At 46.2% G+C, this 14,969-nt stretch carries 16 protein-coding genes; 6 read left to right on the forward strand and 10 right to left on the reverse strand.

Annotation, left to right across the window (positions count from 1 at the left end):
- Window positions 1-5: 5 nt before the first annotated feature.
- From rpmB to ATB78_RS04060, 3 genes are all read right to left on the reverse strand, one after another.
- Window positions 6-242, reverse strand: coding sequence for a 50S ribosomal protein L28 (gene rpmB / locus ATB78_RS04050; RefSeq protein WP_005384783.1), 237 nt, complete (start codon window positions 240-242; stop codon window positions 6-8).
- Between the two features lie 303 nt (window positions 243-545).
- Window positions 546-1,220, reverse strand: a complete 675-nt coding sequence (gene radC, locus ATB78_RS04055) for a DNA repair protein RadC (protein WP_009707940.1) — start codon at window positions 1,218-1,220, stop codon at window positions 546-548.
- Window positions 1,221-1,333: 113 nt separating this feature from the next.
- A complete protein-coding gene (locus ATB78_RS04060) occupies window positions 1,334-3,007 on the reverse strand; it encodes a methyl-accepting chemotaxis protein (protein WP_005428591.1) in 1,674 nt (557 codons plus the stop codon).
- A gap of 207 nt (window positions 3,008-3,214) precedes the next feature.
- On the opposite strand from ATB78_RS04060, the gene coaBC reads away from it, so the two are divergent.
- The 3 genes from coaBC (at window position 3,215) to ATB78_RS04075 (ending at window position 6,121) form a co-directional block, all read left to right on the forward strand.
- Window positions 3,215-4,414: a bifunctional phosphopantothenoylcysteine decarboxylase/phosphopantothenate--cysteine ligase CoaBC gene (coaBC, locus tag ATB78_RS04065; protein WP_061007874.1), complete on the forward strand. Its 1,200-nt coding sequence runs from the start codon at window positions 3,215-3,217 to the stop codon at window positions 4,412-4,414.
- Between the two features lie 160 nt (window positions 4,415-4,574).
- Entirely contained in the window at window positions 4,575-5,165 is a 591-nt protein-coding gene (slmA, locus tag ATB78_RS04070) for a nucleoid occlusion factor SlmA (RefSeq protein ID WP_005434407.1), read from the forward strand.
- A gap of 5 nt (window positions 5,166-5,170) precedes the next feature.
- Window positions 5,171-6,121: a Kdo(2)-lipid IV(A) acyltransferase gene (locus ATB78_RS04075; RefSeq protein WP_061007875.1), complete on the forward strand. Its 951-nt coding sequence runs from the start codon at window positions 5,171-5,173 to the stop codon at window positions 6,119-6,121.
- A 70-nt stretch (window positions 6,122-6,191) separates the two neighbouring features.
- On the opposite strand, the gene pyrE is transcribed toward ATB78_RS04075, so the two are convergent.
- Both pyrE and rph read right to left on the reverse strand, forming a co-directional pair.
- Window positions 6,192-6,833 (reverse strand): orotate phosphoribosyltransferase, encoded by a 642-nt coding sequence (gene pyrE, locus ATB78_RS04080; RefSeq protein ID WP_005379384.1) that lies wholly within the window; start codon window positions 6,831-6,833, stop codon window positions 6,192-6,194.
- A gap of 104 nt (window positions 6,834-6,937) precedes the next feature.
- On the reverse strand, window positions 6,938-7,654 hold the full coding sequence (gene rph, locus ATB78_RS04085) for a ribonuclease PH (protein WP_005430192.1): 717 nt from the start codon (window positions 7,652-7,654) through the stop codon (window positions 6,938-6,940).
- Between the two features lie 174 nt (window positions 7,655-7,828).
- On the opposite strand from rph, the gene ATB78_RS04090 reads away from it, so the two are divergent.
- The 3 genes from ATB78_RS04090 to ATB78_RS04100 all read left to right on the forward strand — a co-directional run bounded on the left by ATB78_RS04090 (window position 7,829) and on the right by ATB78_RS04100 (window position 10,904).
- Complete coding sequence (locus ATB78_RS04090; RefSeq protein ID WP_005434413.1) at window positions 7,829-8,695, forward strand: YicC/YloC family endoribonuclease; 867 nt, start codon at window positions 7,829-7,831, stop codon at window positions 8,693-8,695.
- A gap of 127 nt (window positions 8,696-8,822) precedes the next feature.
- Window positions 8,823-10,241 carry a winged helix-turn-helix domain-containing protein gene (locus ATB78_RS04095; protein ID WP_061007876.1) on the forward strand — a complete coding sequence of 473 codons (1,419 nt, stop codon included), beginning with the start codon at window positions 8,823-8,825 and terminating at the stop codon, window positions 10,239-10,241.
- Between the two features lie 186 nt (window positions 10,242-10,427).
- The gene (locus ATB78_RS04100) at window positions 10,428-10,904 is read left to right on the forward strand and encodes a hypothetical protein (RefSeq protein ID WP_009698961.1); all 477 of its coding nucleotides are present in this window, start codon (window positions 10,428-10,430) and stop codon (window positions 10,902-10,904) included.
- Window positions 10,905-10,958: 54 nt separating this feature from the next.
- Here the strand turns inward: ATB78_RS04100 and ATB78_RS04105 are convergent, their stop codons facing one another.
- From ATB78_RS04105 to ATB78_RS04125, 5 genes are all read right to left on the reverse strand, one after another.
- A complete protein-coding gene (locus ATB78_RS04105; RefSeq protein WP_061007877.1) occupies window positions 10,959-11,912 on the reverse strand; it encodes a DMT family transporter in 954 nt (317 codons plus the stop codon).
- Window positions 11,913-12,110: 198 nt separating this feature from the next.
- Entirely contained in the window at window positions 12,111-12,488 is a 378-nt protein-coding gene (locus ATB78_RS04110) for a hypothetical protein (protein WP_061007878.1), read from the reverse strand.
- A 167-nt stretch (window positions 12,489-12,655) separates the two neighbouring features.
- Window positions 12,656-13,081, reverse strand: a complete 426-nt coding sequence (locus ATB78_RS04115) for a phosphate-starvation-inducible PsiE family protein (RefSeq protein ID WP_005434423.1) — start codon at window positions 13,079-13,081, stop codon at window positions 12,656-12,658.
- Window positions 13,082-13,234: 153 nt separating this feature from the next.
- Window positions 13,235-14,074 (reverse strand): ABC transporter ATP-binding protein, encoded by an 840-nt coding sequence (locus ATB78_RS04120; RefSeq protein ID WP_009707948.1) that lies wholly within the window; start codon window positions 14,072-14,074, stop codon window positions 13,235-13,237.
- A gap of 36 nt (window positions 14,075-14,110) precedes the next feature.
- The gene (locus tag ATB78_RS04125) at window positions 14,111-14,968 is read right to left on the reverse strand and encodes an ABC transporter ATP-binding protein (protein ID WP_009707949.1); all 858 of its coding nucleotides are present in this window, start codon (window positions 14,966-14,968) and stop codon (window positions 14,111-14,113) included.
- Between the last annotated feature and the right edge of the window lies 1 nt (window position 14,969).

Raw genomic sequence — 14,969 nt, forward strand, 5'->3', positions numbered from 1 at the left:
TCCTCTTAAACGTTTTCGCCACGTGCACGCATATCAGCAAGAACAGTATCAATACCCTTCTTGTCGATGATACGCATACCTTTTGCAGATAGGCGTAGTTTAACAAAACGTTTTTCGCTCTCTACCCAGAAACGATGAGTTTGTAGGTTCGGCAGAAAACGACGCTTAGTAGCATTTCGTGCGTGTGAACGGTTGTTACCCGTTACTGGACGCTTACCAGTTACTTGGCATACTCGTGACATGAATGTCTTCTCCAAAATCGTTTCAGCTCGATATCAACCTTGGTGGCCGAACCTCTCTATTTCTTGGAAAGAAGTTAGAGGTTAAGAACCGCTATGGAAAATCCATACAAGGCTATCAAAGGTCGCGCATTATACTAACTTGATATGCATTGCTCAAGACCCGAACAGATCCTTTTTACAGGTTTTCGTGATCTTTTTTTAGACAGCAGGTTTTTTCTAGCAGTCCAAGCTGAATTCAGTTAAAAATTTAGTGGCGAGGATGATAGCAGATTTTTAGCAACTAACAACCTAAAAAACGCACAGTTATATCCAACCTCTTTCGGCAAAAGAGACGCTTTCCCCATCTCCGATAACGAAATGGTCCAAAATTCGAATATCCACCAGCGCTAAAGCGTCGATTAAACGCCGGGTAATCCTTCTATCTGCTTGGCTAGGTTCCGCCACACCAGACGGGTGGTTGTGAGCCAAAATCAATGCAGCGGCGTTGTGGTGCAAGGCGCGTTTGACGACTTCTCTCGGATAAACCGATGCAGCATCGAGTGTTCCTTCAAATAAAATCTCATCTTTTATTACCCGATGTTGGTTATCTAAGAAAAGAATGTAAAAAGCCTCTCTTTGTCGGTCTCTTAATATAGAAGAAAGATAAAGTTTGGTTTGTTCCGGGCTGGTTAACGCGTCACCACGTTTTAATGTCTCGGCTAAATAGCGTTGTGTCATTTCCAAAACGGCTTGTAACTGGACGTATTTCGCTTGCCCCAACCCTTTATGTTGGCAAAACTCTTTCTCTGAGGCAGAAAACAACTGGCGAAGCGATCCAAAATCTTGGATCAGAAAGTCCGCTAATTCGATGACGTTCATACCTTGCGTGCCAGTGCGCAGGAAAATAGCCAGTAATTCGGCATCCGACAACGCTTGTGGTCCGCGTTTAAGCAATTTCTCTCTGGGCATGGACTCGTTGGGCAAGGTTTTCAGTGTCATTAGGCCGCTCTCTCTATATGTGAGCGCCTATTGCACAAAATAAAAAGCGAAAGTCGAACCTGACTTTCGCTTTTTTCGTTAACCACTGCTTTTCTATGTAATCGAGCGATCCATCAAAGCTTGAAGTTTCCAACCAGATCGTGAATTTCAGATCCTGACTGCGACAACTGAGTACTGATGCCTTCCGCATGCTGAAGCGTGTCATTAATGCGATTCACGATTTGCTGAATCGCCACTAGATTCTGGTTGATGTCCTCAGCGACCGCACTCTGCTCTTCTGCTGCAGAAGCAGTTTGGATACCCATATCTCGGATCGTACCAATAGAATGGTGCACGCCAGACAGCGATTGCTGAATCATAGAGGATTCTTCAACGGTCTTAGCTCCACGCTCCTGGCTCGCCGCCATGGTAGTGACCGCTCTTGATACGCCGGTTTGTAGCTGCTTGAGCATATCGCCAATCTCATGAGTACTGTTCTGCGTTCGGCTTGCTAGCGAGCGAACCTCATCAGCCACCACTGCAAAACCACGACCTTGCTCGCCGGCACGCGCAGCTTCTATCGCTGCATTCAATGCGAGTAAGTTGGTCTGCTCGGCAATTTCTCCAATCACATCGAGCACCTTGGTAATTTGCTCGGTTTGTTGGCTCAGTTCGGCAATCGCCTCAGAGGTACTGTTCACTTCATCGACTAACTTGCTAATGCCATCAATCGCTTGATCGACTTCGCGCTGCGCTTCGGTAACTTGTCCGTTCGCATCATCAATTGCCTGCGCAGTAGCATTGGTATTACTCGCAACCTCTTTTGCCGTCATGCTCATTTGCGTTACGGCCGTCACCACCTTATCGGTTTCTAGACAATGGTTTTGCATTTGAGCACTGGCTTGAGAGGTTTGCTGATCCAATTGTCCTGAGACGCTTTGTACTGTATCGGCAGAGCGCTGAATGTCCTGCATTAGCGGATGCAGCTTATCCATGAACTCATTAAATGCCGAGGCAACCTCACCGACTTCATCTTTACTTTCGATTTTCAGACGAGCCGTCAAGTCACCGCCACCCGCAGCCACATCTTGTAATGACGCCGCAATGTGTTGCAATGGTTGAATACCTTTCGACACGATAATACTGGTAAGCACGCTAGTGATAATAAGGCCAATGACCGAGATGGTTACCGCAGAGAGCGTATGTTCATTCAACTCTTGTGTACGCAGTTCACGCTGCATCGCCACTTGCTGATCAATATCATCAATATAGATGCCCGTACCCAGCACCCAGTCCCACTTAGACAAGTACTCGGCATAACCTAATTTTGGAGCTTGCGCATCGATGGTTGGTTTATGCCAAGAGAAATAAAGGAAGCCATCGCCATTCTTAGACGCATCAATCAATCCGCCAATTACTGCCACGCCATTTTCATCTTTCAAACCGATAAGGTTTTTACCTTCTAGAGACGGCTTAATCGCATGCAGCGTGTTAACCCCTTTCGAATCATAAGCGAAGAAATAACCGTCACTTTCAAAACGCATCGCTTTGAGAATTTCTTTTGCCGCTTGTTTGTTATTGCCGTTTACGTCCGTATCGTAAAGCGGCTTTATCGCTGTAACCCCCATCATCATGTAGGCTTGCAGCTCTTTCTTGCGTGTATCAATTAACTCTTGTCTATCCCGAGCCAATTCAGCTTCTAAGCTATTACTGCCGTTGATGTAATAGACCACCGAGATCAATGTGGTGATCAACAACAAAGGGATCAGAGTCACCAGCAGCAATTTACTTCGACTTTTCAGCACCATCTTATTCCACTACCTCATTATTGTTATTTTTCCTCCTCTATCTTGCAGAGCGGGCAAAGATTGTCTGTGAAGTAAGCAAAAGTTTTATATAAGGCTCAGCAATTAATATTCTGTAGTTTGATATGGATTAGCTTCTCATCAGATTTGCTTGGGCGATGAGAGATTCAGTTGTGCTAAACTCGTCGCCAGAAAAATTGGAGATCTCACATGCAAACACTAGCAGGAAAGAAAATTCTACTCGGCATCAGTGGCGGTATTGCCGCGTATAAATGTGCGGAGCTAACCCGTCGCCTAATAGAAAGAGGCGCGCAAGTTCAAGTAGTGATGACCAAAGCGGCGAAGGAGTTCATTACTCCCTTAACCATGCAGGCAGTCTCTGGGCGTCCGGTGTCGGACAGCTTGTTAGACCCAGCAGCAGAAGCGTCGATGGGTCACATTGAACTGGCAAAATGGGCAGATTTGGTTCTTCTTGCACCTGCAACCGCAGATTTGATTGCACGTATGTCGGCAGGCATGGGTAATGATTTGCTCACCACGTTAGTACTTGCGACAGATTCACCAGTAGCGGTATCTCCGGCAATGAATCAACAGATGTACCGCAATGTCGCAACTCAAGAAAACATCGCCACACTGGCACGCCGTGGTATGCACATTTGGGGCCCTGCGGCCGGTGAGCAAGCATGTGGTGATATTGGTCCTGGTCGAATGTTAGAGCCAATGCAATTAGTGCACCTGTGTGAGCAGTTCTTCCAACCGAAACTGTTGGCAGGAAAATCGGTATTGATCACCGCAGGTCCAACTCGTGAAGCGATCGACCCAGTGCGTTACATTTCTAACCACAGCTCAGGAAAGATGGGCTTTGCACTAGCAAATGCAGCTGCACAACTAGGTGCGAAAGTCACGCTAGTCAGTGGGCCTGTCAGCTTGAATACGCCAGCAGGTGTTGAGCGTATCAATGTTGCAAGTGCACAAGAGATGCATGATGCAGTAATGGCTCACGCGCCTAGCCACGATGCTTTCATTAGCTGCGCCGCCGTAGCCGATTACCGTCCAGAAAACGTGGCGTCTCAAAAGTTGAAAAAGACGGAAAACAACGATCAGATGACCATCAACATGGTCAAAAATCCTGATATCGTAGCGACCGTCGCCAATATGACAGAGCAACGTCCATTCACAGTTGGTTTTGCAGCAGAGACCAATGACGTAGAAACCTACGCTCGCGGTAAACTGGTAAAGAAAAACCTCGATATGATTTGTGCGAACGATGTTTCTGTTGAAGGCCAAGGTTTTAACAGTAACGACAACGCCATCACTTTATTCTGGCCAGAAGGCGAGCAGGCGTTGGCACTAGAATCCAAAGAAGCGCTAAGTTTCAGAATTTTGGAAAAAATGCACGAATTGATGTAATTGCCATTCGCTTTTCATAGAAAACTGGCACAAATTTGGTACAAACATGACAAGTGAGGGTGTTAAAGCTCCCATTACCTCCTCACTGGTCTAGTTTGATGCCAAAGAGCGTCTTATAATCCCCTCCGCTCAACTTTGTATTTTGAAAGGAAGTAACTAAATGGCCGGCAGTAAAAAATCCAATCGTCGTGAAGAAATCTTGCAAGCTCTCGCGCAGATGCTTGAATCTACAGAAGGTGCTTCACGCATTACTACGGCAAAATTGGCGAAACAGGTCGGTGTTTCAGAAGCGGCACTTTACCGCCACTTCCCAAGTAAAGCTCGCATGTTTGAAGGCTTGATTGAGTTTATCGAAGAAGCACTCATGACACGCATCAACCGCATTTTGGATGATGAGAAAGACACGCTGGAGCGTATTCGTATGGTAATGCACCTTATCTTGGCATTCTCAGAACGTAACCCAGGTCTGACACGCATTCTTTCTGGCCATGCTCTAATGTTTGAAAATGAGCGCCTACGCGATCGCATCAACCAACTGTTTGAACGCATTGAAACACAGCTTCGTCAGATCCTTCGTGAACGTAAGATCCGTGAAGGCAAATCGTTCCCAGTGGAAGAGCGCATTTTGGCGGCTCAAATCCTAGGACAAGTTGAAGGCAGCTTGAACCGCTTTGTTCGTAGTGATTTCAAATACCAACCAACCGCGAACTTTGACGAATATTGGGCACTTCTTAGCGCACAAATTAAGTAGAGATTATGAGTAAAGACAAATTCACTAAGCCGGAGTTTTCTCTTTCCCTTCTCCACCCTCGTAACTGGGGTGTTTGGCTCGGCTTTGGCTTTTTGGCTATCGTGGTCAATATCCTTCCATATCGCATGTTGCTGTCGTTAGGTCGCACACTTGGCCATATTGGTATGCGTTACGGCAAAGGTCGTGTCCATGTTGCGACACGTAACCTTGAGTTGGCTTTCCCAGATAAAACGCCTGAAGAGATCCAGCACATCGTTGAAGAGAACTTCAAGAACACCGGTATGGCGCTGATCGAAACCGGCATCACTTGGTTCTGGCCAACGTGGCGTTTCAAAACTCTGATTGTCGAGAAAGACCTAGGCGCTCTGCGTGAGAAAAATGCAGAAGGCAAAGGCGTACTGCTGTGCTGCGTGCACGCACTTAATCTTGAAATCACGGCGCGTGCCTTTGCAGTGCTTGGCGTGGCGGGTTACGGCGCATTTCGTCCGCACAACAACCCTGCGTACAACTTCATTCAGTACTGGGGGCGCACACACAACGGCAACAAGCTGATTGATCGTAAAGACGTTAAACAGATGATTCGCGTTCTACGTAGCGGTGAGCGTTTGTTCTACTTACCAGACCACGATTATGGTCGTAACAAGTCGGTATTCGTGCCTTTCTTCGCAGTTGAAGACGCTTGTACCACGACAGGCACCAGCATTCTGGCTTACACGTCTAAGTGCTCGATTATTCCGGGCTCTGGCTTCCGTAATGAAGATGGCAAGTATGAAATCATCGCTGATAAGTGCATTGAAGCCGACTACCCGAAAAAAGACGAAGTTGCGGCAGCGGCTTACATGAACACCTTTGTGGAAGAAGTGATTCTGCGTGCACCAGAGCAGTGGATGTGGCTGCACAAGCGCTACAAGACCATGGCTGATGAAACTGCGCCAAAAGGCATTCGCTACAAGTAAGTGATAAAGATAAAAGAAAGGGACTGATGGATATCTACCAGCCCCTTTTTCTTTAATGATGAAAGAACAATTAAATGCCGTATTCTGCGCGGTACGCTTTTACTGCTTCTAGGTGCTCTTTGTCTGTACCTTTCTCTTCAAGGAAAGTCACAAGGTCAGTCAGGCTTACAATTGAGATGATTGCACAACCAAAGTCACGCTCTACTTCTTGAATCGCAGACAGCTCACCTTTACCTTTTTCTTGACGGTCAATCGCAACCAACACACCTGCTAGGTCTGCACCGTTTGCTTGGATGATTTCCATTGATTCGCGAATCGCGGTACCTGCTGTGATTACGTCATCTACTAGCATGATACGACCTTCAAGCGCCGAACCTACAAGGTTACCGCCTTCGCCATGGTCTTTTGCTTCTTTACGGTTGAAGCAGTAAGGCGTGTCGATGTCGTGGTGATCCGCTAGCGCTACTGCAGTTGTCGTCGCGATGGGGATACCTTTGTACGCAGGGCCAAACAGTACATCAAACTCAATGCCTGAATCTGCAAGTGCTGCTGCGTAAAAACGACCAAGACGCGCTAGGTCACGACCAGTATTGAAAAGACCAGCGTTAAAGAAGTACGGGCTTTTACGGCCAGATTTCAAAGTAAACTCACCAAACTTAAGAACTTCTTTCTCAAGTGCAAACTCAATAAATTCACGCTGGTATGCTTTCATTATTTTCTCTCTATGTCCTTGGTTTCTTGTGTCTCTTCTCGACAACCATTCATTTCTCTATTGTCGAGATAAAAAAATAGCCCCCATAATGGGAGCTATTAAAATCAATTGGCTAACGCCGCCTTCTGCGCTGCGACAATTTCCGTAATGCCGACTTTCGCCGACTCTAGTAGAGCCATCAGCTGCTCGTGACTGAACGGTTCACCTTCTGCGGTGCCCTGAATTTCAATCATCTTGCCTTCTTCTGTCATCACAACGTTCATGTCTGTGTCTGCCGCTGAATCTTCAACGTACTCAAGGTCACACAGAACATCATCACCTAGCAAACCAACTGAAACTGCCGCTACGTGGCCTTTCATTGGGTTTGCTTTTAGCTTGCCGCTATCCACTAGGTGTTGGAACGCATCTGCCATTGCAACGCTTGCGCCGCTGATAGATGCAGTGCGAGTGCCGCCGTCAGCTTGGATAACATCACAGTCAACTGTGATCATAAACTCACCCATCGCTTGCAGATCAACCACAGCGCGTAGGCTGCGTGCGATCAAGCGTTGGATTTCCATTGTACGACCGCCTTGCTTACCGTTCGCTGCTTCACGACGCGTACGAGAGTGAGTCGCACGAGGTAGCATGCCGTATTCAGCCGTTACCCAGCCTTTACCTTGACCTTTTAGCCAACGAGGCACAGATTCTTCAACGGTCGCATTACACAACACTTTGGTGTTACCAAATTCAACTAACACTGAGCCTTCAGCGTAAGCTGTGTAGTTACGAGTAATTTTGATTGGGCGAACTTGATCCGCCTTGCGATCGTTTGGACGCATGGGCATCTACCTTAAGTAATGAGGAGAAGACGATTTGGTTGGGCGCAGATTATAACGGAATCGATTAAATAAAGCTATCTGGACAATCTCGACTCAGAATAGCAAAGCCACTGCCATCTTGCTGTGCTACTATTGCGGGGTAATTTTCAGCAAATTAGAAGACAGGAAAATTCAATGATTTACAGTATGACAGCGTACGCGCGTAAAGAAGTGAAAGGCGATTGGGGCAGCGCAGTGTGGGAAATCCGCAGTGTAAACCAACGCTACCTAGAAACTTACTTCCGTATGCCAGAGCAGTTCCGTGCTCTTGAACCAGTACTGCGTGAGCGTTTTCGTAAGCGCCTAGCACGCGGCAAAGTAGAATGTAGCCTGCGTTTTGAAGCGAACCCAGCAGCAAAAGCTGAACTAAGCATCAATGAAACACTGGCAAACCAAGTGATCAAAGCCGCTGAGCAAGTGATGCACATGACTGGCGAGCTAAGCCGCATCAACCCATTCCAAGTAATGCAATGGCCTGGCGTGATGGAAACTCCAGAGCAAAACATGGATGAAGTTAACAAAGAACTGCTTGGCGCTTTTGACGAAGCAATCAGCGAGTTCATCGAAGCGCGTGGTCGTGAAGGCGACAACATGAAAGCGCTTATCGAGCAACGCCTAGAAGCGATCACATCAGAAGTTGTGAAAGTGCGCGCACGCATGCCAGAAATCCTAGAGTGGCAACGTGAGCGTCTGTTCTCGAAATTTGAAGATGCGAAAGTAGAGCTAGACCCATCTCGCGTTGAGCAAGAGCTTATCCTTCTGGCACAGAAATCAGACGTAGCAGAAGAGCTAGATCGTCTTGATTCTCACGTGAAAGAGACCACAAACATCCTGAAGAAAGGTGGCGCAGTCGGTCGTCGTCTAGATTTCATGATGCAAGAGTTCAACCGTGAATCGAACACGCTAGCGTCAAAATCTATCAGCACAGACATCACTGCGTCAGGTGTTGAACTGAAAGTTCTGATTGAGCAAATGCGTGAACAGATCCAGAACATCGAATAATAAAAGACCTCGATGAGATATCTAAAGAGCCTCGCACTGCGGGGCTTTTTATTTGCTGATGCTTCACTTGCTTCCTATATATAAAACCAATAGTCTTGTGTGGTTACTTCTAAACCATTGAATCGCTATGACTCGTCCGCATTGCTTTGTCCTGCAACATGACTCCCCTATTTCTTTCTATCCTGACAAAAATCAGTTGATGATTGATAGTGAGAAGATTCATTTAGAGCCATTGCAAGCAAGATTGCTGAGCTACTTTATCGAGAACCGTGGGAAAGTACTGAGTCCCCAGCAAATCGCCGATGATGTCTGGCAAAGGACGCAAGTTTCCGACAACTTGGTAAGACAAGTCATTAGCTTGCTGCGCAGTCAGCTTCAAGATAAAACGCGTCCGTATCGCATCATTCAGACCATTCCTAAGCAAGGTTACTTATTTGATATCGAAGTGACTGAGCAAAACATAACGCACACTCCAATCCCTGAAGAATCTACTCCTCTTACTCGTACCGCCAAGCCTAAAAACAAGCGTATGGGTTTAGCTGTAGCGGTAATCCTGACGGTTGGACTTATTGTGGCTTGGACAGTACAAAATGGTGACACCATTGATGACACAACGGTGATAACAACACAACAAAGTGACGTAGTGCCCGTTTATATTCATGATATTACGCTTGACTCCACCAGCGACTTTGAAATGGCAGAAAGCGTATATAACTATCTCTTCTATGGGCTAAATTCAGACAAAAACCTATCCGGTTATCACTATTCTCAGTTATCCAAACAAAGTAAGCAGTCTCTTGCCAACCACGGTGTTGAGCTCAAAAGTTGGATTAAGAAAGCAGATGGCAATTATGTGCTTAGCGTCTTGGTGCAAAACAACCATCAACCCAACCAGAGCCAAAAGGTTGAAAAGACCTTTAACCAAGATAATTTCTTCGATGCTATAGGCGATGTGATTTTAGAAATCAAAGCCATCATTGCACCAATGAGTTCCGATTACGAAGTGGCTAGCCACCGCGTGACGTCCATCAGTAACTATGACGATTGGAAAGTGATCTCTGAAGGGATTTCTCTTTTCTATCAAGGTAAGGGTGGTCCCGCTTTTTCGGATATTGCTCAGCAGTTAAATACGATTCAACAGCAAGGGCGAGACAGCTATTTGGTTAGCGCTTTGTTGTCTTACTCTGAATCTTTAGCTTACTTACGCGAGCACAAACAAGAAGACCGAGAACAGGCACTTCACTCAGCTAAGCAGGCGTTCGAACTGAACCCACGTTGTGATATTGCCAACCTCACTTTGGGGCTCGCTTTGCTTATCAACCAGCACCCTAATCAAGCCTTCCCGTACTTGTTTTACGCAGCAGAAAGCACGCCAAGCCCAATCAGTTTTTACTTACTCAGTGTGGCGGATAAACTCGCAGATAACCCGAAAGGCTCGCAATACAATTACCAACGCTATACTGAGATGAAAAAAGAGAATAACGGGCAACTGTTTGATCTTATTGAATCTTCACAAAAAGCAAACCTATTCCAAACAGCCAAATAGCCTCTAATAAGCCAGAGCGAAAAACCGCTGCTCTCACCGATTGTTCGGTCAACCTCCTCAATGCTGATGGGTATTCTGGATGTTTGATTTTTGTTTGGAGTTCAACTCGCTTGCCTTGCATCAAGCGTAAAAAACACGCCTTCCACATACTTGTAAACCAAATCATTCATTTCTTGGGATACACACATGTTGAAGAAGTTTGCCTTTCAGATCATTCCAATCCAGATCTTTCTGTTCGTCTTTTGGTTCAAAAATGGCTTTATCGATAAAGTGATGGGCGTGCTACTTGGCATCATTACACCTGATACCGCCTATGCCGGTGATACTTGGGCTGGCTGGAAAGGTTATATCGTTGGAACGTGGGATAAGAGCCAAGTCGGTCATGCACTACTAAGCCCAACGTTTGACTTTATGTTCCCGATTCTCATTGCTTTGCAGTGCTTACCGTTTTTATTGGTGATTCGCTCGGTACTGGCAGGTGAGTTTATGGCTGGTAAAGAACGTCCGTGGCTACTCTATGCGGCTTTTGCATCTCTGTTCGTAACGGGTTGTATGGCTTTCACCCAAACCATTACAGGTGCAAGTGATGGACAATATCTATGGCAATTTATTGGCTTTAGCATGGTTGCCATCATGTATCTGCGTAACGAGCAAGGTAAATAGCATTACGTCAAAAGCCCCAATCAAATGGGGCTTTTTCATGGTGTTTCGTCGGTGTTAAGCGTTGATGTTCTTCATACAATGCTCACATAGCACAGGCTTTTGCTCTGCAGACTTGAGGCGAAAACGCTGCCAGAATGCAGGCTCAGCTTTGGTCACAAGAATACCTCCGAGCAATGGCAGCAGCAGAGCGACAGAAACCAACGACAAACTGTTACCCGCAATCCATATTGAAAGACTCAGCGCAATCAACGGGAAAAACAGAAAACAGATCGAGGCAGTAAACGGAGTCGACACTTGTCCAAGCTTAAAGTACGCCACGATGCCACCGACGCTAGCAAACATACCGAGATAAATCACAGCGGTAATCGAATCCATCGAAAACTGAGAGAGATCCGGCTGCTCGACAATCAATGAGGTCATAAAGAGTAACGCCGAGGCAACAAAGCTTGGAAAGGCGTTATAAGTCAGCACTGGAATGCCTTTACAGAACTTTTCAACAAACACGTACATCACCGAATGAATCGCGACCGCCCCACCTAAAGCGAGAAAGCCCAGCAGGTAATCCTCTCCACCCAAACTCATCTCTTTCGCTAAAATCAAAACTAAGCTCAACACCGCGACTAAAAGACCAGCAATCTGAGATTTACGCAACCTAAGCCCAAGGAACAGGCTTGATGTCACCATCACCGCAATCGGCATGTTGGCGAAGATGATCGAAGCAAGACCCGATGAAATGTATTGTTCACCAAAAATCATCAAGGTAAACGGAATCGCGAAATAGAAAATCGCGACGACAAACATCCAGAACACTTTGCCTTTCGGGAAGAACAGAGGTTGTTTGAGGTGTTTCGCCAACATGATTAATAGCGGCGCGGCAATCAGAAAACGCAGTCCGGTCGCAAAGATAGGCGGAATAGTTTGCACTGCCACTTCCATCGCAAACCACGTGGTGCCCCAAATCAAGCACACAGACACAAACAAGATAATAGGTAGATGCTTATACGTCATGGCGACCTCCCGCTTGTCGGTTGATAACAAGGTTTGGTAGGCACGCAGCAAGATGCTCGGTACGAGCAATTAGATTAGTTTTCATTTTTCATTCCCATCACAGGATGGTGCAAATAGAGAGCTATTTACACACGTAACAAATTCGCACGGCAATTCGTGCAGTAACATTGTTGGCAGCGAAACGCTGCGAGATAGGAATTAAGCTATCGGAGGACGATAGTGAGAGTGCATGTCTGCACTGGTGTAGAGCGCGGCTTTGCTTACCGCCAACTCATCTCGAAATGGAGCTTCGTAAGATCTTGGCTGGGTCTCAACAACAGCCGTACCCGATGCGTGACCATGGGAACAACACTGCTTCTCAAAGCATGTTCCGCCCGGTTCGCAACACCCCGGCTCACTCTTTTCTGCCGAGCTAAAGGTCAAATCACAATAACTGATATGCAAAGGCTCTGTTGCTGATATCATGTGATTTGCTGCGATTGATGGCATTTCTGCACGAGCAATACCACTTGAAAGCACAAATGCAATCAAGACACTCAGCAGAAAATACATTGTCGATGTGCGTTTCGCTAGCATCACAATCTCTCATCAAAGCAGTTAAAAAAGGTTAGCGTGAAGATACTCATCAATAAGGCAAGAAACAAGATGGCATGAGATGACTTTACACTTTTTTACCCCCGAGCTATTGGGATGTGATTTCCCTTCACACAAAAACAAAGCCTCGCACTGGGCGAGGCTTCATACTATTCGTCTTTTTCAGCGGTTTGATTATCTATATACGGCCAATAATGATGGCCGACTCGAATAACCAAGGTTGCCGCCGCCAAGATAAATGCGGCTAACGAGAGCCATACTATCATCACCGAATCGAGCTCTTTCATACCAAGCGTGATATAGCGAGCAATCGCCATCATGGCAATGTAGATCGGGTATCGAACCGGTATCTTACCGTTCATCACGAACTGCCCAACCATCGCGAGCACTTCCAAGTAGATAAACATCAATAAGATGTCATCAAGTGAAACACGCTTCTGGACGTAAATGTGGACAAACTCTTCCACCATCGCCCACACAGTCGCCAAAGTAATGGCCACCAAAAGTACGGCTTCAAGCAGATGAAAAAGTTTCAGAAAGGGACGACTAAATGATTTAGGTAAATGCGACGGCATGGTCAACTATCCAAACAAATCAAAGGAATAAGTTTGCAGTGTAGCACGCTAATTTGAATTAGCTGAATATAGAAAGTCTCTCCTACAACAAAAAACGCACCAACAAAGTGGTGCGTTTTTATCTTATAAGTTGGTTTTATTTGGGTGGTGGCGTTACGCCACTTGCTGCTTTTTTTCTGCCAAGCGCTTTTTCTTACGATACTTAGGATGCGTAATTGGAATCGCCGACAACAGCTTCTTGGTATAATCGTTCTGAGGGTTCGCGTAAATTTCTTTCGCGTTACCCGCTTCCACGACTTTACCAAAGTACATCACTGCAACTTTATCAGACACATGTTTCACGACAGACAAGTCATGCGAGATAAAGATAATCGCAAGGTTCATCTCTTGCTGCAGTTGCAATAGCAGGTTTAGGATTTGCGCTTGAACCGATACGTCCAACGCTGATACCGACTCATCACAAATCAGCAATTTAGGCTTAAGGGCAATCGCACGAGCAATACCAATACGTTGGCGCTGACCACCGGAGAACTCATGCGGATAGCGGTTTACCGCGGTTTCTGGCAAGCCAACTTTAACAAGTAGCTCTTTCACCCACTGTTTGCGCTCTGCAGACGTACCGATGTTGTGAATCACGTACGGCTCTTCGAGAATCATGCCGATAGTATGGCGTTGGTTTAGCGATTCCATTGGGTCTTGGAAGACAATCTGCATGTCTTTACGCAATGAGCGCATTTGCTTCACAGACAATTTGGTGATGTCTTTGCCTTCAAAGAAAATCTTACCTTCAGTTGGCTCGTACAATTTCAAAATAGTACGACCTAGGGTACTTTTACCACAGCCTGATTCACCTACTAGGCCAAGAGTTTCCCCCTCACCTACTGATAGCGACACACCATCAACGGCTTTAATGGTGTAGCCTTTCTTAAACAGTCCCTTACCAGATACAAAGTGCTGCTTAAGATCTTCAATTCTTAATACTTCTTTTGCCATAACATCCTCTTTTATGACTTGTTCACTTTGCACCAGTTAGCTAGCAAACATACTGGCATCGATCGGTTTAATATCGATCATCTGCTTAGGCTCATTATCTAAGCTTGGCATCAAACCCATCAAACGCTCTGTATATGGGTGCTGTGGGTTGTCAAACAGCTCGAAAATCTCGGCCTTTTCAACAATACGACCACCGTACATCACGGCTACGTCATCACACACTTCTGCAACCACACCAAGATCGTGAGTGATGAAGATCATCGCCATGCCCGTTTCTTCTTGAAGCTCATTCATTAATTCAAGAATAGACGCCTGAACCGTTACATCCAGTGCAGTGGTTGGCTCATCACAAATCAAAATGTCAGGTTTACACGCCAATGCCATCGCAATCATCACACGCTGACGCATGCCGCCGGATAGATTATGCGGGTACTCGTTCAAGCGTTTCTCCGGCATCGGAATTTTTACTTTCGCCAGCATTTCAACAGCGTAAGATTCGCGCGCTTTTTTATCCAACTCAGGGCGGTGCAGCTCTAGCACTTCGCAAAGCTGACGACCAATAGAATGCACTGGATTCAGCGCGGTCATTGGATCTTGGAAGATAATTGAAATGCGATCACCGCGCATGGCGTACATTTCTTCTGCTGGTAGCGTGACCAAGTTCGTGCCACGGTAATCAATCTCGCCATTGACGATATTACCGTAAGGTTTCGGCAACAAACCCATGATGGACATGGAGGTGACACTCTTACCACTACCGGATTCGCCTACAAGACCAAGGGTACGCCCAGCGCGAACATCAAAGTTCACGCCATGCAGCACTTTTACCGGACCATCGTCCGTGGTGAACTCAACTTCTAGATCTTTAACACTCAGGATTACATCGTTTTCCATA

Source organism: Vibrio sp. CUB2 (genome assembly GCF_001557945.1).
Classification (GTDB): Bacteria; Pseudomonadota; Gammaproteobacteria; order Enterobacterales; family Vibrionaceae; genus Vibrio; species Vibrio owensii.

Excerpts from the sequence above, each read along its gene's own strand:
- rpmB (WP_005384783.1), bottom strand. The coding sequence starts at position 242 with ATGTCACGAGTATGCCAAGTAACTGGTAAGCGTCCAGTAACGGGTAAC.
- radC (WP_009707940.1), bottom strand. The coding sequence starts at position 1,220 with ATGACACTGAAAACCTTGCCCAACGAGTCCATGCCCAGAGAGAAATTG.
- ATB78_RS04060 (WP_005428591.1), bottom strand. The coding sequence starts at position 3,007 with ATGGTGCTGAAAAGTCGAAGTAAATTGCTGCTGGTGACTCTGATCCCT.
- coaBC (WP_061007874.1), top strand. The coding sequence starts at position 3,215 with ATGCAAACACTAGCAGGAAAGAAAATTCTACTCGGCATCAGTGGCGGT.
- slmA (WP_005434407.1), top strand. The coding sequence starts at position 4,575 with ATGGCCGGCAGTAAAAAATCCAATCGTCGTGAAGAAATCTTGCAAGCT.
- ATB78_RS04075 (WP_061007875.1), top strand. The coding sequence starts at position 5,171 with ATGAGTAAAGACAAATTCACTAAGCCGGAGTTTTCTCTTTCCCTTCTC.
- pyrE (WP_005379384.1), bottom strand. The coding sequence starts at position 6,833 with ATGAAAGCATACCAGCGTGAATTTATTGAGTTTGCACTTGAGAAAGAA.
- rph (WP_005430192.1), bottom strand. The coding sequence starts at position 7,654 with ATGCGTCCAAACGATCGCAAGGCGGATCAAGTTCGCCCAATCAAAATT.
- ATB78_RS04090 (WP_005434413.1), top strand. The coding sequence starts at position 7,829 with ATGATTTACAGTATGACAGCGTACGCGCGTAAAGAAGTGAAAGGCGAT.
- ATB78_RS04095 (WP_061007876.1), top strand. The coding sequence starts at position 8,823 with ATGACTCGTCCGCATTGCTTTGTCCTGCAACATGACTCCCCTATTTCT.
- ATB78_RS04100 (WP_009698961.1), top strand. The coding sequence starts at position 10,428 with ATGTTGAAGAAGTTTGCCTTTCAGATCATTCCAATCCAGATCTTTCTG.
- ATB78_RS04105 (WP_061007877.1), bottom strand. The coding sequence starts at position 11,912 with ATGACGTATAAGCATCTACCTATTATCTTGTTTGTGTCTGTGTGCTTG.
- ATB78_RS04110 (WP_061007878.1), bottom strand. The coding sequence starts at position 12,488 with ATGCTAGCGAAACGCACATCGACAATGTATTTTCTGCTGAGTGTCTTG.
- ATB78_RS04115 (WP_005434423.1), bottom strand. The coding sequence starts at position 13,081 with ATGCCGTCGCATTTACCTAAATCATTTAGTCGTCCCTTTCTGAAACTT.
- ATB78_RS04120 (WP_009707948.1), bottom strand. The coding sequence starts at position 14,074 with ATGGCAAAAGAAGTATTAAGAATTGAAGATCTTAAGCAGCACTTTGTA.
- ATB78_RS04125 (WP_009707949.1), bottom strand. The coding sequence starts at position 14,968 with ATGGAAAACGATGTAATCCTGAGTGTTAAAGATCTAGAAGTTGAGTTC.